At 67.3% G+C, this 19,577-nt stretch carries 20 protein-coding genes; 11 read left to right on the plus strand and 9 right to left on the minus strand.

Going from position 1 to position 19,577, the window contains the following annotated elements; all coding sequences use genetic code 11:
• Positions 1-113: 113 nt before the first annotated feature.
• On the plus strand, positions 114-2,261 hold the full coding sequence (locus K3U96_RS03055) for an acyl-CoA dehydrogenase family protein (protein WP_220692030.1): 2,148 nt from the start codon (positions 114-116) through the stop codon (positions 2,259-2,261).
• Positions 2,262-2,280: 19 nt separating this feature from the next.
• On the opposite strand, the gene K3U96_RS03060 is transcribed toward K3U96_RS03055, so the two are convergent.
• Together K3U96_RS03060 and K3U96_RS03065 are read right to left on the minus strand one after the other, a co-directional pair.
• Entirely contained in the window at positions 2,281-2,829 is a 549-nt protein-coding gene (locus K3U96_RS03060; protein WP_205871154.1) for a hypothetical protein, read from the minus strand.
• 34 nt (positions 2,830-2,863) lie between these two features.
• The gene (locus K3U96_RS03065) at positions 2,864-3,940 is read right to left on the minus strand and encodes a ferredoxin--NADP reductase (RefSeq protein WP_069407709.1); all 1,077 of its coding nucleotides are present in this window, start codon (positions 3,938-3,940) and stop codon (positions 2,864-2,866) included.
• Positions 3,941-4,132: 192 nt separating this feature from the next.
• Here K3U96_RS03065 and hsaA point away from each other — a divergent pair, with 192 nt between their 5' ends.
• Genes hsaA through hsaB form a run of 4 tightly spaced genes read left to right on the plus strand, consistent with a single transcriptional unit; the run spans position 4,133 to position 7,672 of the window.
• The gene (hsaA, locus tag K3U96_RS03070) at positions 4,133-5,317 is read left to right on the plus strand and encodes a 3-hydroxy-9,10-secoandrosta-1,3,5(10)-triene-9,17-dione monooxygenase oxygenase subunit (protein WP_069407708.1); all 1,185 of its coding nucleotides are present in this window, start codon (positions 4,133-4,135) and stop codon (positions 5,315-5,317) included.
• Complete coding sequence (hsaD, locus tag K3U96_RS03075; RefSeq protein WP_220692031.1) at positions 5,317-6,207, plus strand: 4,5:9,10-diseco-3-hydroxy-5,9,17-trioxoandrosta-1(10),2-diene-4-oate hydrolase; 891 nt, start codon at positions 5,317-5,319, stop codon at positions 6,205-6,207. Before hsaA ends, hsaD begins: the two co-directional genes overlap by 1 nt.
• Entirely contained in the window at positions 6,204-7,106 is a 903-nt protein-coding gene (gene hsaC, locus K3U96_RS03080; RefSeq protein WP_220692032.1) for an iron-dependent extradiol dioxygenase HsaC, read from the plus strand. The genes hsaD and hsaC overlap by 4 nt, the downstream gene beginning before the upstream one ends.
• A complete protein-coding gene (hsaB, locus tag K3U96_RS03085) occupies positions 7,106-7,672 on the plus strand; it encodes a 3-hydroxy-9,10-secoandrosta-1,3,5(10)-triene-9,17-dione monooxygenase reductase subunit (RefSeq protein ID WP_069407705.1) in 567 nt (188 codons plus the stop codon). Before hsaC ends, hsaB begins: the two co-directional genes overlap by 1 nt.
• Here the strand turns inward: hsaB and K3U96_RS03090 are convergent.
• From K3U96_RS03090 to K3U96_RS03100, 3 genes are read right to left on the minus strand one after another with little or no spacing between them, the layout of a single operon-like run.
• A complete protein-coding gene (locus tag K3U96_RS03090; protein WP_220692033.1) occupies positions 7,669-7,920 on the minus strand; it encodes a fibronectin-binding protein in 252 nt (83 codons plus the stop codon). The genes hsaB and K3U96_RS03090 overlap by 4 nt on opposite strands.
• Positions 7,921-7,924: 4 nt before the next feature.
• Positions 7,925-8,698 carry an alpha/beta fold hydrolase gene (locus K3U96_RS03095; RefSeq protein ID WP_220692034.1) on the minus strand — a complete coding sequence of 258 codons (774 nt, stop codon included), beginning with the start codon at positions 8,696-8,698 and terminating at the stop codon, positions 7,925-7,927.
• Positions 8,699-8,746: 48 nt separating this feature from the next.
• Positions 8,747-9,658 carry a LysR family transcriptional regulator gene (locus tag K3U96_RS03100; RefSeq protein ID WP_220692035.1) on the minus strand — a complete coding sequence of 304 codons (912 nt, stop codon included), beginning with the start codon at positions 9,656-9,658 and terminating at the stop codon, positions 8,747-8,749.
• A 112-nt stretch (positions 9,659-9,770) separates the two neighbouring features.
• Here K3U96_RS03100 and K3U96_RS03105 point away from each other — a divergent pair, with 112 nt between their 5' ends.
• The 4 genes from K3U96_RS03105 (at position 9,771) to K3U96_RS03120 (ending at position 15,349) form a co-directional block, all read left to right on the plus strand.
• A complete protein-coding gene (locus K3U96_RS03105) occupies positions 9,771-11,141 on the plus strand; it encodes an MFS transporter (RefSeq protein WP_069407658.1) in 1,371 nt (456 codons plus the stop codon).
• Entirely contained in the window at positions 11,138-11,884 is a 747-nt protein-coding gene (locus tag K3U96_RS03110) for a 3-hydroxybutyrate dehydrogenase (RefSeq protein ID WP_220692036.1), read from the plus strand. The genes K3U96_RS03105 and K3U96_RS03110 overlap by 4 nt, the downstream gene beginning before the upstream one ends.
• Positions 11,881-13,785 carry an acetoacetate--CoA ligase gene (locus K3U96_RS03115; RefSeq protein WP_220692037.1) on the plus strand — a complete coding sequence of 635 codons (1,905 nt, stop codon included), beginning with the start codon at positions 11,881-11,883 and terminating at the stop codon, positions 13,783-13,785. The genes K3U96_RS03110 and K3U96_RS03115 overlap by 4 nt, the downstream gene beginning before the upstream one ends.
• 130 nt (positions 13,786-13,915) lie before the next feature.
• Positions 13,916-15,349, plus strand: coding sequence for an HNH endonuclease signature motif containing protein (locus K3U96_RS03120; protein ID WP_220692038.1), 1,434 nt, complete (start codon positions 13,916-13,918; stop codon positions 15,347-15,349).
• 17 nt (positions 15,350-15,366) lie between these two features.
• Here K3U96_RS03120 and K3U96_RS03125 read toward each other — a convergent pair whose 3' ends face one another.
• Together K3U96_RS03125 and K3U96_RS03130 are read right to left on the minus strand one after the other, a co-directional pair.
• Positions 15,367-16,527: a pyridoxal phosphate-dependent aminotransferase gene (locus K3U96_RS03125; protein ID WP_220692039.1), complete on the minus strand. Its 1,161-nt coding sequence runs from the start codon at positions 16,525-16,527 to the stop codon at positions 15,367-15,369.
• Positions 16,527-16,958, minus strand: coding sequence for a MerR family transcriptional regulator (locus K3U96_RS03130; protein ID WP_220692040.1), 432 nt, complete (start codon positions 16,956-16,958; stop codon positions 16,527-16,529). The genes K3U96_RS03125 and K3U96_RS03130 overlap by 1 nt, the downstream gene beginning before the upstream one ends.
• Positions 16,959-17,013: 55 nt before the next feature.
• Between K3U96_RS03130 and K3U96_RS03135 the strand changes: the two genes are divergently transcribed.
• On the plus strand, positions 17,014-17,316 hold the full coding sequence (locus K3U96_RS03135; RefSeq protein ID WP_230982351.1) for a hypothetical protein: 303 nt from the start codon (positions 17,014-17,016) through the stop codon (positions 17,314-17,316).
• A complete protein-coding gene (locus tag K3U96_RS03140) occupies positions 17,313-17,678 on the plus strand; it encodes a SpoIIAA family protein (protein WP_220692041.1) in 366 nt (121 codons plus the stop codon). Before K3U96_RS03135 ends, K3U96_RS03140 begins: the two co-directional genes overlap by 4 nt.
• Before the next feature lie 3 nt (positions 17,679-17,681).
• On the opposite strand, the gene ipdE2 is transcribed toward K3U96_RS03140, so the two are convergent.
• Together ipdE2 and K3U96_RS03150 are read right to left on the minus strand one after the other, a co-directional pair.
• On the minus strand, positions 17,682-18,623 hold the full coding sequence (gene ipdE2 / locus K3U96_RS03145; protein WP_220692042.1) for an acyl-CoA dehydrogenase IpdE2: 942 nt from the start codon (positions 18,621-18,623) through the stop codon (positions 17,682-17,684).
• Positions 18,620-19,573, minus strand: a complete 954-nt coding sequence (locus tag K3U96_RS03150; RefSeq protein ID WP_220692043.1) for an acyl-CoA dehydrogenase family protein — start codon at positions 19,571-19,573, stop codon at positions 18,620-18,622. The genes ipdE2 and K3U96_RS03150 overlap by 4 nt, the downstream gene beginning before the upstream one ends.
• Between the last annotated feature and the right edge of the window lie 4 nt (positions 19,574-19,577).

Here is a 19,577-nt window from a genome sequence, read left to right on the forward strand (position 1 = left end):
GGCACCGACGTGTCCTGCTGTAATGGCGGTCGACTTGACGGTCGCACGCTGGGACTATTAGAACACGTTCTAGTGAGGAGCACCGCCTTCTCGCCCAAACGCTAGGAGTCCCGGTGTCGGTGTCGTCCAAACAGCCCGTTGCTGACGAGCAGCTCGCTGCACGTGAACTGGTCCGGAGCTGGGCTGCGGGGTCAGGTGCCGTCGAGGCCGCGCGTGATGTCGAACACGGTAATGCCGATGCCTGGCGCCCCGTGTACGACGGGTTGGCCCAGCTGGGAATATTCGGCGTGGCGCTGCCCGAAGAACACGGCGGCGCCGACGGAACGGCCGAGGACTTGTGCGCGATGATCGACGAGGCCGCCGCGGCGCTGGTGCCCGGACCGGTCGCCACGACGGCGTTGGCCACGCTGGTCATCGAGGGTTCGGACGTGCTGCAGGCGCTGGCGTCGGGTGAGCGGGTCGCCGGGGTCGCGTTGTCGGCCGACCTGCGCTTCGACGACGGCACGGTGACGGGCACCGCCGAGTACGTGTTGGGCGCCGACGCCGCCGGGGTGCTGGTGCTGCCGGCCGGGGAGGGGTTCGTCCTGGTCGACGCGACCGCGCAGGGCGTGACGGTCGAACCGCTGAAGGCGACCGACTTCTCCCGGCCCCTGGCACGCGTCGTACTGGATTCGGCTCCGGCCGAGGCGCTCACCGCGTCCAGCCAGCGGGTCATGGACCTGGCGGCGACGGTGCTTGCCGCCGAGGCCGCCGGGCTGGCGCGCTGGGCCCTGCAGACCGCCACCGAGTACGCGAAGGTGCGTGAGCAGTTCGGCAAGCCGATCGGCAGCTTCCAGGCCGTCAAGCACATGTGCGCCGAGATGCTGCTGCGCTCCGAGCAGGCGTCGGTGGCCGCCAGGGATGCCGCGCGGGCCGCCGCATCCGACGTCGACGGGCAGCAACTGTCGATCGCCGCCGCGGTGGCCGCGGCCGCGGGCATCGACGCGGCCAAGGCCAACGCCAAGGACTGCATCCAGGTGCTCGGCGGTATCGGGATCACCTGGGAGCACGACGCCCACCTGTATCTGCGCCGCGCCTACGGCATCGCGCACTTTCTCGGCGGTGCGCAGCGTTGGCTGCGGCGCATTTCGGCGCTCACCCAGCAGGGGGTGCGCCGCGAACTGCACATCGACCTCGACTCGGTGGCCCACCTGCGCGACGAAATCGCCTCCGGGGTAGCCGAAGTCGCCGCGCTACCGGTCGAGAAGCGTCAGGTCGCGCTGGCCGAGGCGGGCCTGCAGGCGCCGCACTGGCCGCCTCCCTACGGCCGCGGAGCCGGTCCCGCCGAGCAGTTGCTGATCGATCAGGAACTCGCGGCCGCCGACGTCGTACGTCCCGATCTGGTGATCGGATGGTGGGCCGCACCAACTATTCTCGAGCACGGTAGCCCAGAACAGGTCGAGCGGTTCCTGCCCGCCACGCTGCGCGGTGAGCTGATCTGGTGTCAGCTCTTCAGCGAGCCGGGTGCGGGTTCGGACCTGGCGGCGTTGCGGACGAAAGCTGTTCGGGCCGAGGGCGCGACCGCGGGCGGCGCGAAGAGCTCAGGTTGGAAGCTGACCGGGCAGAAGGTGTGGACCTCGGCGGCACAGAAGGCGCACTGGGGTGTGTGCCTGGCCCGAACCGATCCGGATGCGCCAAAACACAAGGGCATCACCTACTTTCTCGTCGACATGACATCGCCGGGCATCGTCATCCGGCCGCTGCGCGAGATCACCGGCGACGAACTGTTCAACGAGGTGTTCTTCGACGAGGTCTTCGTCCCCGACGAGATGGTCGTCGGGAAGGTCAACGACGGCTGGCGGCTGGCTCGCACGACGCTGGCCAACGAGCGGGTCGCGATGGCGGCCGGCACCGCGTTGGACAACCCGATGGAGGAACTGCTCAACACGGTGGCCACGCTGGATTTCGATGCCGCCGAACAGGATCGGCTCGGAGCGCTGATCGTCGCCGCTCAGGTCGGTGCACTGCTTGACCAGAGGATCGCCGAACTCGCGGTGGGCGGTCAGGACCAGGGCCCGCAGGCCAGCGCGCGCAAGCTGATCGGCGTGCGCTACCGCCAGGCGCTTTCCGAACTGCGGATGGAACTTTCCGAAGGCGGCGGCGTCGTCGAGAACAACACCGTGCACGACTTCCTCAACACGCGCTGCCTGACCATCGCCGGAGGCACCGAGCAGATCCTGCTCACGCTGGCCGGCGAGCGCCTGCTCGGCCTGCCGCGCTAGCGGCACACGCAGGCCGGGGTCAGCTGAAGGCGGCCTGCGCGCAGGCATCCGGTGAGGTGATGTTCACCCCGCTGTAGACGACCTGAATGTGCGCGCACACGATCAACGGCACATCGGTACGCGGTGTACCCGTGCGCGAGTCGACCGGCCAACTCTGACCGTGCAGGCGGAACCGCTCCGGTGGTCCACCACCGAAATAGATGGTGGTGAACTCGACATCGGTGAGCGATTTGAACATCCGGGTGTCCGGCGCCGTGGACTTCGCATCCACGTAGACGCTGCGGTCCATCGTGCGCAGCGTGGTGGTCTGGCGGGCCCACAGATCACCGGGGAAACCGGTGATGCCGTGCGGGCCGCGCAGGTTGGCGCTGGTGTCGAAGAAGCAGGTGCCCTCGGCTGCGATGCAGTTGGCACTGACCTGCATCTCCAGCGAGGTCGCCGGGTCGACGGGAATCGAGGCGTTGGCTGTTTCGATCGCCGCCGTCGCGACCGGCGTCGGCGCGACGAGCGCGAGCGTCAGCCATGCCGCCGCGATCGCTCCGAGTAAGCCGCTCAAGCGCTTCACAATTCTCCCTTCGGTGCGGCGAATGCTAGCCCGCCGGCTACTCGTCGTAGGTGACTTCCACCGAATCCGATCGCGGCTTGGCCTGGCAGCCCAGGATCAGGCCCTCGTCGAGGTCGGACTGCTCGAGCACGTCGTTGACCTCCATCTCGACCTCGCCGTTCTTCTTGAGCACCGCGCAGGCACCGCAGTGACCCTCGCGGCACGAGAACGGCGCGTCCAGGCCCTTGTCCAGCAGCACGTCGAGCAGTTTGGCGTTGCGGGGCCAGGTGACTTCATGTGTTTCGCCGTCGAGCGTGACGATCGCGGTGGCGGGGCCTTCGTCGCTGTCGTCGTCCTCTGAGTAGTCGACGACCACCGCTTTGAACGGGTCGGACTCCAGTGATTTGAACACCTCGATGTGGATCCGACTGGTCTCGGCACCTGCGTTCTGGAGCGCCTCCTCGGCCGCGGCCATAAACGGCCCGGGTCCGCAGATGTAGGCGTCGTGGCCGAGGTAGGGCGCGACCAGGCCGCCGAGCGCCGCCGCGCTCGGCAGCCCCTGCACGCTGACCAACCAGTGCACGACGGTCAGCCGGTCGGGGTACTTGGCGGCCAGCTCGCGCAGCGCCGCACCGAAGATGACCGAGTTCTCGTCCTGGTTGGCGTAGATCAACACCACCCTGCCGCTGCCCTCGGCGAGCGCCGACTTGCAGATCGACAGCATCGGCGTGATGCCGCTGCCCGCGGCGAGCAGCAGGAAGTCACTGTCGAGTGTTTTGGGCACGAAGGTGCCCGACGGGGCGAGCACGTGGATCTTCATGCCGGCGTGGGCGTGGTCGCACAGCCAGTTGGACGCGTAGCCGTCGGCGGTGCGCTTGACGGTGACCGTCATCGGATCACCGGTGAACGGTGAGCTGCACAGCGAGTAGCAGCGCGCCACCGAGCCGGTGCGCTCGCTTGGCACCCGCAGCGTCAGGAACTGCCCGGGTGCATAGCGCAACCGCTCGGCGGGGATCTCGGGGGCGTCGGGGCCGTCGGGCACCCGAAACACCAGCGACCGCGCGTCAGCGGTCTCCTCGACCACCTCGGCCACTTCGAGCTCGAGCACGTGGCTGCCGAGCGGCTCATCGGTCACGAACGTCTACCCTTCTTCGGTCAACAACTACCGCATAACTAGAACAGGTTACAGAAATGCATGTGTGCAGGTCCAGCCGCTGCTGGATCGCTGTACTCGACATGAATCGTAACGTGTTCTAATCTCCTTCTAGCGGTCTGTCCTTCGCGCAAGTGCTCATCGCCAGGCCCTTATCCTCGGGAGGCAAAACCAGTGACGTCCATTGAACAGCGTGACGTGCAGTCGGTCCTAGCCGGCATCGACGACCTGCTGCCGTTGATCGCGAAGCGCGCCCAGGCCACCGAAGACCTCCGCCGGCTACCCGACGAGACGGTCAACGAACTCAACGAGGCCGGCTTCTTCAAGCTGCTGCAACCCGAGCAGTGGGGCGGCCTGCAGTGCGACCCCACCCTGTTCTACGAGGCGGTGCGTCGACTGGCCACCGCGTGCGGATCGACCGGTTGGGTCGCCTCGATCGTGGGTGTGCACAACTGGCACCTCTCACTGTTCGACCAGAAAGCCCAGGAAGAGGTCTGGGGCGACGATCCCAGCGTCCGGATCTCGTCGTCGTACGCGCCGATGGGTGCGGGCCAGGTGGTCGACGGCGGCTACCTGGTCAACGGTTCGTGGAACTGGTCGTCCGGTTGTGACCATGCGACGTGGACGTTCGTCGGCGGACCGGTGATCAAGGACGGCCGTCCGGTGGACTTCGGCAGCTTCCTGATCCCGCGCACCGAGTACAAGATCGACGACGTCTGGCACGTGGTGGGTCTGCGCGGCACCGGAAGTAACACGCTGGTGGTCAAGGACGTGTTCGTGCCGACGCACCGCTTCCTTTCGTACAAGTCGATGAACGACCACACCGCGGGCGGGCTGCAGAAGAACACCGCGCCGGTGTACAAGATGCCTTGGGGCACGGTGCATCCGACGACTATCTCGGCACCGATCGTCGGGATGGCGTACGGCGCCTACGACGCCCACGTCGAACATCAGGGCAAGCGGGTGCGCGCGGCGTTCGCCGGCGAGAAGGCCAAAGACGATCCGTTCGCCAAGGTGCGCATCGCCGAAGCAGCCAGCGATATCGACGCCGCGTGGCGTCAGCTGATGGGCAACGTCGGCGACGAGTACGCGCTGCTGCAGGCCGGCCAGGAGATCCCGTTCGAGCTGCGTGCCAGGGCCCGCCGCGATCAGGTGCGGGCGACGGGTCGTGCGATCGCGTCGATCGACCGGCTCTTCGAGGCCTCCGGTGCCACCGCGCTGAACAACGACGCTCCCGTGCAACGGTTCTGGCGTGACGCCCACGCCGGACGGGTGCACGCGGCCAACGACCCGGAGCGCGCGTACCTGATTTTCGGGAACAACGAGTTCGGCTTGCCGCCGCAGGACACGATGGTCTGATGACGTCATTCGCCGCCGAAGCTGCCCAACAGCAAGAGATCACCTTCGAGTCGACGTCGCGCTACGCCCAGGTTCGAGAGGACATGCGGCTGCACTATCACGAGGCCGGCGTCGGCAACGGCGAGACGGTCGTGCTGCTACACGGCGGCGGGCCCGGCGCGTCGAGTTGGTCGAACTTCGGTCGCAACATCGCCGTACTCGCCCAACACTTTCACGTGCTCGCCGTGGACCAGCCCGGCTACGGGCACTCCGACAAGCACACCGAACACGAGCAGTACAACCGTTACAGCGCCACCGCGGTGCTGAACCTGTTCGATCACCTCGGGATCGAACGTGCTGCGCTGGTGGGCAATTCGCTCGGCGGTGGCACCGCGGTGCGGTTCGCGCTCGACAACCCCAAGCGGGCGGGCCGGCTGGTGCTGATGGGCCCGGGTGGGTTGAGCGTGAACCTGTTCGCACCCGACCCGACCGAGGGCGTCAAGCTGCTCGGCAAGTTCACCGCAGACCCCACGCGCGAGAACATGGAGAAGTTCCTGCGCATCATGGTCTACGACCAGAGCCTCATCACGCCGGAGCTGATCGACGAACGGTTCGCGATCGCCAGCCAGCCGGAGTCGCTGGCCGCCGCGCGCGCGATGGGTAAATCCTTTGCGGGAGCCGACTTCGAGCTCGGCATGATGTGGCGCGAGGTGTACAAGCTGCGTCAGCGCGTACTTCTGATTTGGGGCCGTGAGGACCGGGTCAACCCGCTCGACGGCGCGTTGGTCGCCCTCAAACAGATTCCGCGGGTGCAGTTGCACGTCTTCGGGCAGTGCGGGCACTGGGCGCAGCTGGAGAAGTTCGACGAGTTCAACAAGCTGACAGTGGATTTTCTAGGAGGCGGGTCGTGAGTATCCGGTCGCTGGGGTATCTGCGTATCGAGGCCACCGACGTCGCGGCGTGGCGTGAGTACGGGCTGAAGGTACTCGGCATGGTCGAGGGCAAGGGTCAGGTCGAGGGAGCCCTCTACCTGCGGATGGACGATTTCCCGGCCCGGCTCGTCATCGTGCCGGGCGAACACGACCGGCTGCAGGTCTCGGGGTGGGAAACCGCGAACGCCGCTGGGCTGCAGGAGATCCGCAACCGGCTCGACGTGGAGGGCACCCCCTACAAGGAGGCCACCGCCGCCCAACTGGCGGACCGTCGCGTCGACGAAATGATCATCTTCGACGATCCGTCCGGCAACACGCTGGAGGTGTTCCACGGGGCGGCGCTCGAGCACCGGCGGGTCGTCAGCCCGTACGGCCACAAGTTCGTCACCGAGGAGCAGGGCCTCGGGCACGTGGTGTTGACCACCCGTGACGACGCGGAGTCGCTGCACTTCTACCGCGACGTACTCGGGTTCACGCTGCGCGACTCGATGCGGTTGCCACCTCAGCTGGTCGGAAGACCCGCCGACGGGCCACCGGCGTGGCTGCGCTTCTTCGGCGTCAACCCGCGCCATCACAGCCTTGCCTTCATGCCCGGCGAAACGCCCAGCGGCATCGTGCATTTGATGGTCGAGGTGGGAAACAGCGACGACGTCGGACTGTGCCTGGACCGTGCGCTGCGGCGTAAGGTGCCGATGTCGGCGACGCTGGGCCGCCACGTCAACGACAAGATGCTCTCGTTCTACATGAAGACGCCGGGCGGCTTCGACGTCGAATTCGGTTGTGAAGGGCTGCAAGTCGAAGACGACGACTGGGTCGCGCGCGAGAGCACCGCGGTCAGCCTGTGGGGCCACGACTTCAGCATCGGCTTCAAGAACTAGTGTCTGCAGAGCCGTTGGACCCGCGCACATTTCGCAGTGTGCTCGGGCAGTTCTGCACGGGTATCACCGTGATCACGACCATGCACGAGGACGCACCGGTCGGCTTTGCCTGCCAGTCGTTCGCGGCGCTGTCCCTTGACCCGCCGCTGGTGTTGTTCTGCCCGACGAAGATGTCGCGGTCGTGGCAGGCGATCGAGGCCAGCGGACACTTCTGCGTGAACGTGCTGCACGAAAGCCAGAAGGATGTCTCTGCGACGTTCGGCTCAAAAGAGCCCGACAAGTTCGGCGGGATCGATTGGCATCTGTCCGAACTCGGCTCGCCGGTGATCAAGGGGACGTTGGCGCACATCGACTGTTCGGTGCATTCGGTGCACGACGGCGGCGACCACTACGTCGTGTTCGGCGCCGTGCACTCGCTGTCTGATGCCCCGCAGCGCAAGCCGAGGCCGCTGCTGTTCTATCGGGGTCAGTACACCGGTATCGAGCCGGATAAGACCACGCCGGCGCAGTGGCGCGACGATTTGGAGGCGTTTTTGACCGCCACCACCGAGGACACCTGGCTCTAGATGCAGCCCGCGGCGCAGGGGTCGACCGGCGGCAGTGACTCGGGCAGCGGTGCGTTGGGGTCGACGGGCGGCTGTTGTTCGGTGAGATCGATGGAGTGGTCGAGGTCGGGCGCCATCGGAATCATGCTGCAGATGAAGCTCAGCGCGAGCTCACACGGGGGAGGGCCGGGCTGCGCGCCGGCCGGAACCGCCGAGAACACCGCCGTCACCGCCAGGGCGGCCCCGGTGATCAGCGCCTTTGCGAACACCGGCTCACTGTAGCGCCTGCTCGCCGATGAAGTCGATCACGGTCGCGGCCACTTCTGCGTGCATGGTCTCGTTGAGAACGTCGTGGCGGGCACCGGCGAACTCCACGAGCTGAAGTGCGTCGATCTGTTCGGCGTAGGCCCGCACCGGCCCGATCGGGGCGATCGGGTCGTTGACGCCGTGCAGCGCCAGCGTCGGCACCGTCAGCTTGGGCAGATCGGACCCGAACCGGTCCCAGGCCTTGTCGAGCTCCCGTGTCAGCGCCACCCCGTCGGCGTCGACGAACACCAGCGGGTCGCTTTCCAACGTGTCCAGGTAGAAGGGGTCCGAGGAGAGCCAGCCGGGGTTGAGCTCGACAGAGGTGTCGCTGTCCAGCATGTCGGGGATCGGCACCAGAGGCGCACCGGAGATGACGCCGGCCCGGTAGCGGTCGGGATGGTTCAGCAGCCGGAACAGCGTCACCACGGAGCCGAACGAATGGCCTTGGGCGATCAGCGGTAACCTCGGTCGGCGGTCCCCGGCGAACTGCGTCAGGGCGTCGGCCAGCTCGGAGCTTTCGCCGATCGAGCCGACGTCGCCGCGCTGACCGGGGCTGAGGCCGTGGCCGAATTGGTCCACTGCCCACAGGTCGATGCCTGCCGCGTTCAGCGCGAAACCGTAACGGTGATAGAGGCCGGTGTGTTCGCCGAACCCGTGCAGAAAGATCACCGCGGCACGCGGCGTAGCGGCGGGCCAGTGCCGGTAGTACACCCGGCCCTTGGGATGGTCGAAGAACGGCATGGATCGACTGCAGCAAGACGCGCGGCGAAGCGCAAGCCCCTCGGGGCGTCAAACTCGGCCGAGGAGGACCTCGCGCTGAGCGGCCATCTGCGTGCGGAGCGCGTCGACCACGGCCGCGACCTCGGGTCTGCGCAACGTCTCGGCGCGGGTGACGAGCCAGTAGGTCAACTGAACGGCCACCGCGGCAGGCAGCACCCGGATCAGGTCGTCGTGGCGGTCGGCCATGAAGCACGGCAGCAGGCCAAGGCCCGCGCAGGCCCTCGTCGCCTCGACGTGCACGAAAACGTTCGTGGAGGTGACTGATTCGCGCATGGCCGGGGCGAAGCTGGTCGCGACGTCGAGGTCGTCGACCTGCAGCATGGCGTCGATGAAGTAGACGAGAGGAAAGCGGGACAGCTCGGCGATGCTCGTCGGCGTGCCGTGCTCGTGCAGGTAGTCCCGTGCGCCGTACAGCCCCAGGCAGTAGTCGCCGAGCTGAATCGCCCTGGCGCGATGCACCTTCGGTTCCCCGACGACCACCTCGACGTCCAAGCCCGAGCGCTGCTGGGTGGCCGGCCGGGTGGTGGCGACGATCTCGACGGCGATCTTGGGGTGCTCGCGTTGCACCTGGGCGGCAGCGGGTGCGGCGATGTAAGCCGAGAACCCGTCGGTGGCCGAGATTCGTACCACGCCCTCCAAGGCCCGTTCGCCGCCGCTGTCGACGGTCAGCGAGCGGACGGCCGATTCGACCACCTCGGCCGCCGACAACGCCTCGCGGCCGAGGTCGGTGAGTTCCCACCCGCCCGCGGCGCGCGCCAGCAGCCGCCCGCCGATCGCCTGTTCGAGCGCGGCGATGCGCCGGGAAATGGTGGTGTGGTTGAGCCCGAGTTCCTCGGCGGCGGTGGTGTAGCGGCCCGAACGGCCCACGGCCAGCAACACCAGCAGGTCATCGGCGCTGGGTCGGCCCGGCGAAACCGTCATATCTGCATTTTTGCAGATCGGTGCTGCGCGTTTGGCTATTGCGGGCGGTGGGGACCTGCATGAATACTCACACAGCGGGCCTGCGCCCATGGTCACAGTTCGAAGGAGCCCGATGAGCATCAGTGACGAGCCGCAGCCAACCGGAGCCGGTCCGATCCCGACCGGCCTCAAGCGGGTGGTGGTCGCCTCGATGGCCGGCACGGTGGTCGAGTGGTACGAGTTCTTTCTGTACGCCACCGCCGCCACGCTGGTGTTCAACAAGATCTTCTTCGCCGAGGGCACCAGCGAGGCCAGCGGGCTCATCGCCGCGCTACTGACCTACGCCGTCGGGTTCGTGGCGCGCCCCCTCGGCGGCGTGGTGTTCGGGCACTTCGGCGACAAGTACGGTCGCAAGAAACTGCTCCAGTTCGCGATCCTGCTCGTCGGCGCCGTCACCTTCCTGATGGGTTGCCTGCCGACCTACGCGCAGATCGGGGTGTGGGCGCCGATCCTTCTCGTGGTCCTGCGGTTCCTGCAGGGCTTCGCGGTCGGCGGCGAATGGGGCGGAGCGGTGCTGTTGGTCGCCGAGCACAGCCCGAACGACAAGCGCGCGTTCTGGGCCAGCTGGCCCCAGGCGGCGGTGCCCGTGGGCAACATGCTGGCCACCGTCGTGCTGCTGATCCTGACTCAAACCCTCTCGGAGGCGTCTTTCTTGTCCTGGGGCTGGCGGATCGCGTTCTGGCTGTCGGCGGTGGTGGTGCTCATCGGCTACTACATCCGCACCAAGGTGTCCGACGCGCCGATCTTCGTGGCCGCCCAACAGGAGGTCGAGCGGGCCAAGGCGGCTTCCTACGGCGTGGTCGAGGTGCTGAAACGTTATCCGCGTGGTGTTTTCACCGCGATGGGGCTGCGCTTCGCCGAGAACATCATGTACTACCTCGTCGTGACGTTTTCGATCGTCTACCTCAAGACCAACGTTCACTCCGACACCAGCGACATCCTGTGGTGGCTGCTGGCCGCACATGCGGTGCACTTCCTGGTCATCCCGCAAGTGGGACGGTTGGCTGACCGCTTCGGGCGCCGGCCGGTGTACATCGTCGGGGCGATCGGCGCCGGCAGTTGGGGGTTCTTTGCGTTCCCGATGATGCACAGCGCCAACTATCTGCTCATCATGGGTGCCATCATCGCCGGCCTGGTGATCCACGCCCTGATGTATGCGCCTCAACCGGCGCTCATGGCCGAGATGTTCCCCACCCGCATGCGGTATTCCGGTGTCTCCCTCGGCTATCAGGTCACCTCGATCGTGGCGGGATCGCTGGCGCCTGCAATCGCCACGTGGCTGCTGGACAAGTTCGACTCCGCGGTGCCGATCGCCTTGTACCTGGCCGGCGCCGCGGTGATCACCCTGATTGCCGCACTTGTCACCAGAGAAACCAACGGTATCGACCTGGAGGCGCTCGATCAGGCCGACCGTGACGAGCTTGCGAAGGCGGAGCGACGATGAGCGAACTCGCCGGACGCACCGCACTGATCACCGGCGGCGCGAGCGGCATCGGCGCCGCCTGTGCGCGTGAACTCGCCGCTCGCGGAGCGCAGGTCACCGTCGCAGACCTCGACTCCGATGCCGCGGAAGCCGTCGCCCGCGATATCGATGGAAAGCCTTGGGTCGTCGACCTTTCGGACGTCGCTGCCCTCGAGGACCTGCAGCTGCAAACCGACATCCTGGTCAACAACGCCGGTGTGCAGCACGTCAGCCCGATCGAGGACTTTCCGCCCGAACGCTTCCGGTTCATCCTCGCGCTCATGGTGGAGGCACCGTTCCTGCTGATCCGTGCCGCGCTCCCGCACATGTACGGCCAGAAGTTCGGCCGGGTCATCAACATTTCGTCGGTGCACGGTCTGCGCGCCTCGGAGTTCAAGAGCGGCTACGTCACAGCCAAACACGGGCTGGAGGGTCTTTCGAAAGTGACTGCCCTGGAAGGCGGTCCGCACAACGTCACCAGCAACTGCGTCGACCCGGGCTACGTGCGCACGCCACTGGTCACCAAACAGATCGCCGACCAGTCGGCTCGCCACGGGGTTCCCGAGGATAAGGTGGTGGAAGAGATTCTGCTGAAGGAGAGCGCGATCAAACAGCTGGTCGAACCGGAAGAGGTTGCCTCCCTGGTGGGTTGGCTTGCCTCACCGCACGCGCGAATGGTGACGGGGGCGTCGTACACGATGGACGGTGGCTGGAGCGCCCGATGACCGAGACCGTGGCTGCGCAGTGGACGCCGACCGAAGACGACGTCGCACAGGCGCGGATCACCGACTTCGCCCGCTTCGTGCAGGGGCGCATCGGCACACCCGTCGAGGACTACCGGTCGTTGTGGCAGTGGTCGGTCGAGGACCCGGCCGCGTTCTGGGCGGCGCTTTGGGACTACTTCGAACTCGGCGACCGGCCCGGCACGGTGCTCGTCGAGGAGACGATGCCCGGTGCGCAGTGGTTTCCGGGCGCCAAGCTGAACTACGTCGACCAGGTGATCCGCAACGCGCGCACTGATCGACCAGCCATCCTGGACGTGGCCGAGGACGGTGCGACCACGGAAGTGTCCTGGGCTGAACTCCTGGGCCGCACCGCTGCCTTTGCGCAGCGGCTGCGTGACCTCGGGGTGAGCACCGGCGATCGCGTCGTCGGATACCTACCGAACATCCCGGAAGCGATCATCGCATTTCTGGCCACCGCCAGTATCGGCGCGGTATGGAGTGCGTGCGGACAGGACTACTCGGCCAAGGCGGCGCTGGACCGGCTCGGCCAGCTCGAACCCACCGTGTTGGTGACCGCGGACGGCTACCACTACGGCGGGAAGTTCCACGACAAGAGCGCCGACGTCTCGGCCATGCAGGCCGGTCTGCCGTCGTTGCGCGCCACGGTGCTGGCTGCCGAGATTTGTGTCCCGGCCGAGAGTCGGGAACTGACCACTGCGGCCGTGGATTTCGACCATCCGCTGTGGATCCTGTTCTCCTCGGGCACCACCGGGCTGCCCAAGGGCATCGTGCACGGCCACGGCGGTGTCCTGTTGGAGCACTTGAAAGCCGTTGCGCTGCAGTCAGATATCGGTCCGGACGATACGTTCTTCTGGTTCACCAGCCCGAGCTGGATGATGTGGAACTTCCAGGTTGCCGGATTGCTGGTGGGGTCCACGATCGTCTGTTACGCGGGCAGTCCCAGCTCGCCGAGCCCGGACGCGCTGTGGGATATCGCCGCGCGGGTCACCGCCACCGTGCTGGGCACCAGCCCGGGCTACGTGTTGGGCTGCGCGAAGGCCGGTGCGGTACCCCGGAGCGACCACGATCTCTCGGCGTTGCGCACGGTCGGCATCACGGGTTCCTCGCTGCCGCCGTCGACGTCACTGTGGTTGCGCGACAACGTCGGTGAGCACGTTCAGGTGTCGTCGATCAGCGGCGGAACCGACGTGGTGTCGGCGTTCATCGGCGGTGTGCGCACGGTGCCGGTCTGGCCGGGGGAGCTGTCGGCGCCGTACCTCGGGTGCGCGCTGGACGCCTGGGATGAGTCGGGCAACCCGGTGCGCGGTGAGGTCGGTGAGCTGGTGATCACCAAGCCGATGCCGTCGATGCCGGTCAAGTTCTGGAACGATCCCGACGGATCGCGTTATCGCAGCGCATATTTCGAGACGTATCCCGGCGTGTGGCGGCACGGCGACTGGATCACCGTCACCGAGCGCGGCAGCGTGGTCGTGCACGGCAGGTCGGACTCTACGCTGAACCGGCACGGCATCCGAATGGGCAGCGCGGACATCTACCAGGCGGTCGAACGGATTCCGGAGATCGCCGAAGCATTGGTCATCGGCGCCGAACAGTCCGACGGTGGCTACTGGATGCCGCTGTTCGTGGTGCTCGCCGACGGCGTCGAACTCTCCGATGAGCTTCGGGACCGCATCAACAACACCATCCGCGCCGAGGTGTCACCACGGCACGTTCCCGACGAGATCATCGTCGCCCCGGGCGTGCCGCACACCCGCACGGGCAAGAAGCTCGAGGTACCGATCAAGAAGCTGTTCGGCGGCGCCGACCCGGCAAAGGTGGTTGAGCGCAGCGCTGTCGACGACCCCGCGCTGCTCGACTGGTACGCCAACCTCAAGCGCTGACCCGGTTGCCAGGCGCGTCTGCGTGCATGGCGCATCGCGAGTCTTCTCCTCGGCGGCCACTCGCGTCCCCATCGGCTGCGCGCATTTCTGGTGAGTCAACGTGTCGGTGGACGAGGGTAGTGTCGCACACATGTTCGATACGTTGTCGGATGCGGAGTTGGTCGACTTCATGGGTGAGAAGGCCCGTGAGGAGTCCGCGGCGTTGGGTCGGCGGTTGGCCGCGGTGGGTGAGTTGTTCGCGCGCCGCGAGCGCGACTATCAGGAGGCCAAGTTCTACTTCACCGATGTAGTTGCCGCGGTGGCCGCCGAGATCTCCCCGATCCACAACATCAGCCATGCCCGGGCGGTCGCCCAGGTCGGGCTGGCCAGAACGCTGCGCGAGCGTCTTCCCCGTATCGCCAAAGTGTTGATCGCCGGGTTGATCGACTACCGGATGGTGGCCACCATCATCCACCGCACCCACAACGTCGACGACGCACTGATCGGCGACCTCGATGAGGCATTAGCGCGCCGGGTGCACCAATGGATGAAACTGTCGACGCCCAAGCTGCGCGACCGCCTCGATATGTGGGTCGCCAAATACGATCCGGCCGCGGTGCGGGTCCCGCCCAAGGTCGATGAGGACCGCTGCGTGGAGATCCACCCCTCAGACACCGCGGGCATCGCCATTGTGTGGGGCACCCTGCACGCTGCGGATGCCGCAGCGGTCGATCAGCGCCTGGATGCCCTGGCTGCCACGGTGTGTGAGAACGACCCGCGCACCAAACGCCAGCGCCGCGCCGATGCCTGCGGACCGTTGGGCAGAGGCGAGGCCACGCTGGCGTGTAAATGCGGGTCCCCCGATTGTCGGGCGCGCACCACCCGCGATGCGGCCGCGGCCGCGGTCATCCATGTGCTGGCCGAACAGTCCACCCTGCAGGGCACCGCCCACACCCCGGGCTATCTGCCCGGTTTCGGGGTGCTGCCCGCCGAATCGGTGCGTGAACTCGCCGCGAGCGCGACGCTCAAAGCGCTGACCGTGCCCACCGGCACCGCGCCCGATCCCGGGTACCGGCCCAGCGCCAAGACGACGGAGTTCATCGCCTGGCGCGATCTGAGCTGCCGCTGGCCCGGTTGTGATCGACCCGCCCAGCGCTGCGACGTCGATCACACCGCGCCCTGGCCGGCCGGCCCGACGCACCCGTCGAACACCAAGCTTTACTGCCGCACCCACCACCTGATCAAAACGTTTCTCACCGGACCCCGCGGCTGGCACGACCAACAGATGCCCGACGGCACCGTGGTACTGACCTCCCCGACCGGGCACACCTACCGCAACACACCCCACGGTGCGGCCATGTTCCCCACACTGGCCCAGCCCACCGGGCAGCTCAACCTGCCCACCCAACCACCCCCACCCCACCCCGACCGGCTGGCGATGATGCCGCGGCGCCGACAAACCCGCGAACAAGACCGCCGCGACCGCATCACCGCCGAACGCCGCCAACGCAGTGAACTCATCGCCGAAGAAGAACGCCAACGCCAAGCCTGGCTCGCCGCCAACTACCAACCCCCACCCTTCTGAGGTGGTGGGGGCGGGGCCTAGCCCAGCCAGGAACCGATGCGGCGCAACGCCTCATCGATGTCACCGGTCGGCCCGGCGAACGACAACCGTACGTAAGAACCACCGCGTGCCGGGTCGAAGTCGATGCCCGGTGCGATGGCAACTCCGGTGTCGTTCAACAACTTCGAGCAGAACGACAGCGAATCGGTGGTCAGATGCGATACGTCGGCGTACACGTAGAAGGCACCGTCGGTCGGGGCCAGCCGGTCGATGCCGATGCCGCGCAGTCCGTCGAGCAGCAGGCGACGGTTCGCGGCGTAGTGATCCAGCAGCGCATCGGCCTCGGCGATCGACTCCGGCGTGAAGGCCGCGACGGCCGCGGCTTGGGCCAGTGACGGCGGGCAGATGGTGAAGTTGCCGGTCAGACAGTCCACCGCACGCTGCAGTTCCTTGGGCACCAGCAGCCAGCCGAGCCGCCATCCGGTCATCGCGAAGTACTTCGAAAAGCTGTTCACCACAACGGCGTCCCGCGACGTCCCCCATGCGCAACTGGTGGCGGGGGCACCTTCGTAGACCAGCCCGTGGTACACCTCGTCGCTGATCAGCCGCACACCCGACGACGCACACCACGACGCGATCGCGGACAACTCCGCGGGCGGGATCACGGTTCCGGTGGGGTTGGCCGGGCTTGCGACGATGACGCCCTGCACCGGCGGATCCAGCTCGTCCAGCATCTGCGCGGTCGGCTGGAACCGGGTCTGCGGGCCGCAGGCCAACTCGACGACCTCACACCCCAACGCCGAGAGGATGTTGCGGTAACAGGGGTAGCCCGGGCTGGCGATCGCCACCCGGTCGCCGACGTCGAAGCAGGCCAGGAAGGCCAACAGAAAGCCACCCGATGAGCCGGTGGTGATCACCACATCACCGGGGTCCACGGTCAGCCCGTGCCGACCCTGATACGACTCGGCGATGGCTTCCCGCAGCTCCGGGATGCCCAGCGCGACGGTGTATCCGAGCACGGTGTTGTCGAGCGCGTCCTTGGCGGCGGCCCGCACGGCCGCGGGAGCCCCGGCGCTGGGCTGGCCCGCGGACAGGTTCACCAGGTCACCGTGGCTGCGCTGGCGCTCGGCGGCCGCCAGCCACACGTCCATCACATAGAACGGCGGAATCCCGGCCCGCAGCGCAATCTTCCCGCTCATCACCCGTGATCCTTGCACGCCGGTTCGGCGAGGCCGCGGAGCACGACACAGTCGGCACCCGATCCGCCGACGCAGGCGACGTCGGCCGCGTCGAGAAGCCCCGCGATGTCCCGCTCAAGAGCGTGCAGTTCCATGAGTTTGTCGCGGATGGAAGCAAGATGCGCCTCGGCCACCGTGCGGGCCTCGCTGCAGGAACGGTCGGTGTCCTGCATCAAAGTCGCCAGCGTACGTACCTGTTCGATCGGAAATCCGAACTCTCGGCAATGCCTGATGAAGGTCAGCAGCCGGACGGCGTCGCGGCGGTAACGTCGTTGACCGCCGACCCGGGCCGGTGGTGGCAACAGACCGGTTTCCTCGTAGTACCGGATAGTCGACGGCGTTGTGGCGGTTGCTCGCGCCAGTTCCCCGATCTTCAGTTCGGTCCGAGCCATCAGAACATCCCGTTCTCTTGAACCTCAACCCACGTGAAGGGTCATCCTCGAGGATATGGAACCGTCCCCCGCATGTAACCTGCCGGCGGCCGACTACCGCAAGCGCCTCGCGTGGATCGATGAACTGAACTCCACCGCCCTGCGCGGCTACCGTCGGCTCGGCCGACATATCGAACTCCGATACGACCCGTGCGCGGCCGATCTCGTTCGGGAATTCGTCCGCGGCGAGCGGGAATGCTGTCCATTCCTTGGCTTCACCCTGCGGGAAACGCGGAACGCGATCATCGTGTGGATTGAGGTCCCCGAAGACCTGAGCGATGCCGCTGACGACCTTTTCGCGCCCTACACACGGTCATGATCGAATTCGAGGCGACGAGCACGGCCGAGGTCCTCGTCATCCGCGCGCGGGGAAAGCTGACCCGGCGGGATTACCGCGACGTCCTCGCCCCGCATGTGCGCTCGCTGCTCGATCAATCCGGCACGTTGAAGGTGATGTTCGTGATGGACGACACCTTCGAGGGTTGGACTCTCGCAGCGGCATGGGAGAACACGCTGTTCGATCTGAAGCACCGTCGAGACTTCGAGAAGGTGGCGATGGTCGGGGCACCGCGGTGGGAGGAGTGGTGCGTCAATGTGGCGGCCGCGCTGCTGATGAAAGGTCAGCTGGCGACATACCGGCACGACCAACTGCCAGAGGCGTGGAAGTGGCTGTGCGTCTGAGGCTTACAGCACTTCGGGTTCGAGACGACGTAGGTGCTCCCGCGGTGGTCCGAGCAACTGCGCGCTGCCGTGCGCGCGCTTGAAGTACAGCTGGATGTCGTGCTCCCAGGTGATCGCGATGCCGCCGTGCATCTGCACCGCCTCGGCCGCGACCTTGGAGAACGCCTCGCTTGCGGTGACCCGCGCCAGCGCCGCCGATGTCGCGGACGGCTCGGCGAGCGCGTCGTCGACGACCGCGCGCGCCGACTGCACCGCGACGAACAGATCAGCCATCCGGTGCTTGAGCGCCTGGAAGCTGCCGATCGGGCGGCCGAACTGCACCCGGTCCTTGGTGTACTGCACGGTCAGGTCAAGGCATCGCGACGCGGCGCCGATCTGCTCGGCGGCCAGCAGGATCGCGGCCGTGCCGGCAAGGCCGGGATCGGCGCCGACGTCGGCGGTGTCCTGCGGCTCGACCCGTGCCAGCCGGCGCGTGGGGTCCATGGTGTCGACGCGCTCCGCGGTGAAGCTGGTCCAGCGGGTCAGCCGGTCGCCGTCGGCGGCGATCACCACGTCGGCGACGTCGCCGTTGACCACGTAGCCGGGATCGAATACGACCGCGCCCAACCGGGTGCCCTCGGCCAGCCCCTCGAGCGCCTCGGCGTCGGGCTGGTCGGCGGCCAACAGCGCCAGCTCGGTGAGCGTCGTGCCCAGCAGCGGCGTCGGCACCAGCGCCTTGCCGAGTTCCTCGAGGACGACGGCCGCGTCGGCCAACTCGCCGCCCGCCCCGCCCATCTCCTCGGGCACCACCAGCGCCGCCGCGCCGACCTGCTCGCACAACAGCTGCCACAGCGACTCGTCGAAGCCGCGCTCGGAGGCCATTGCCTCGCGCACCGCCGCGGGTGACGCGTGCTTCTCGACCAGCGCCGCGACGGTCTCGCGAAGCAGTTGACGTTCTTCGGTCACAACGCCTCCAATACCCGTCTGCGGTGCACGGTCGGATCACCCCACGCCGAGCGCAGCGCCTGCACCCGCAGCAACCACAGCGACAGGTCGTGCTCCTGGGTGAAGCCGATCGCGCCGTGGGTCTGCAACGCAGCACGCGCGGTCAGCAGCGCGGCATCGGACGCGGCGACCTTGGCGGCACTGACATCGCGTGCGGTGTCCGGCGACCCGTCGGCCAGCGACAGCGCCGCGCCGTACACCAACGGCCGCGCCAGCTCGACGGCGATGTGCACGTCGGCGAGCTTGTGCTTGATGGCCTGATAGGTGCCGATCACCTTGCCGAACTGGCTGCGCTGCTTGGCGTATTCGACCGACATGTCCAGCATCGCCTGCCCCGCGCCGACCAGCTGGGCCGCCGTGGCCAGCACCCCGAATTCATAGGCGCGCGCCACATCGGCCCGCCGGCCTTCACCGGATGCGCTGGCCTCGAACAACTTTCGGCTCGGATCGACGGACTCGTGCTGGGTACCTGCCGTTCCCTCGCGCACCTCCCCGTCGGCTGCCAGCAAGATCAGCCCGGCGACCTCTGCATCCAGGGCCCGCGGCGCGTGCGGCGGCAGGGCCACCGTCGCGATCAGCTCGCCGGACGCCAGGGCCGCGGCGCGCTCGTCATCGGCGAGCAGGACCGGTGCCACCGCGATCGATTCGGCGACCGGACCCGGTACACACCAACGGCCGAGCCGTTCAGCGGCGACCACCAGGTCGACGGGATGCGCCTCGATTCCGTCGTACTTCTCCGGCACGTTCAGCGCGGTGACGCCGAGGTCGGCCAGCTGTGACCAGACCTTGCGGCCCGGTGTGGTGTCCCCGGCCGCCCACGCCCGGACCGCACCGGGTAGGTCCGCGGCGCCCAGCGCGGCGTCGATGCTGGCGGCGAAGTCGCGCTGCTGTTCGTCAGTCTCAAAAAACACAGTC

Origin of the sequence: Mycolicibacterium holsaticum DSM 44478 = JCM 12374 (assembly GCF_019645835.1) — a bacterium.
GTDB lineage: Bacteria > Actinomycetota > Actinomycetes > Mycobacteriales > Mycobacteriaceae > Mycobacterium > Mycobacterium holsaticum.

What these genes read in the sequence shown, in the direction of transcription:
- hsaD (WP_220692031.1), top strand. Translation starts at nt 5,317, where the DNA reads ATGACGTCATTCGCCGCCGAAGCTGCCCAACAGCAAGAGATCACCTTC.
- K3U96_RS03105 (WP_069407658.1), top strand. Translation starts at nt 9,771, where the DNA reads ATGAGCATCAGTGACGAGCCGCAGCCAACCGGAGCCGGTCCGATCCCG.
- K3U96_RS03135 (WP_230982351.1), top strand. Translation starts at nt 17,014, where the DNA reads ATGGAACCGTCCCCCGCATGTAACCTGCCGGCGGCCGACTACCGCAAG.
- K3U96_RS03130 (WP_220692040.1), bottom strand. Translation starts at nt 16,958, where the DNA reads ATGGCTCGGACCGAACTGAAGATCGGGGAACTGGCGCGAGCAACCGCC.
- K3U96_RS03095 (WP_220692034.1), bottom strand. Translation starts at nt 8,698, where the DNA reads ATGCCGTTCTTCGACCATCCCAAGGGCCGGGTGTACTACCGGCACTGG.
- K3U96_RS03100 (WP_220692035.1), bottom strand. Translation starts at nt 9,658, where the DNA reads ATGACGGTTTCGCCGGGCCGACCCAGCGCCGATGACCTGCTGGTGTTG.
- K3U96_RS03125 (WP_220692039.1), bottom strand. Translation starts at nt 16,527, where the DNA reads ATGAGCGGGAAGATTGCGCTGCGGGCCGGGATTCCGCCGTTCTATGTG.
- K3U96_RS03110 (WP_220692036.1), top strand. Translation starts at nt 11,138, where the DNA reads ATGAGCGAACTCGCCGGACGCACCGCACTGATCACCGGCGGCGCGAGC.
- K3U96_RS03120 (WP_220692038.1), top strand. Translation starts at nt 13,916, where the DNA reads ATGTTCGATACGTTGTCGGATGCGGAGTTGGTCGACTTCATGGGTGAG.
- K3U96_RS03140 (WP_220692041.1), top strand. Translation starts at nt 17,313, where the DNA reads ATGATCGAATTCGAGGCGACGAGCACGGCCGAGGTCCTCGTCATCCGC.
- K3U96_RS03115 (WP_220692037.1), top strand. Translation starts at nt 11,881, where the DNA reads ATGACCGAGACCGTGGCTGCGCAGTGGACGCCGACCGAAGACGACGTC.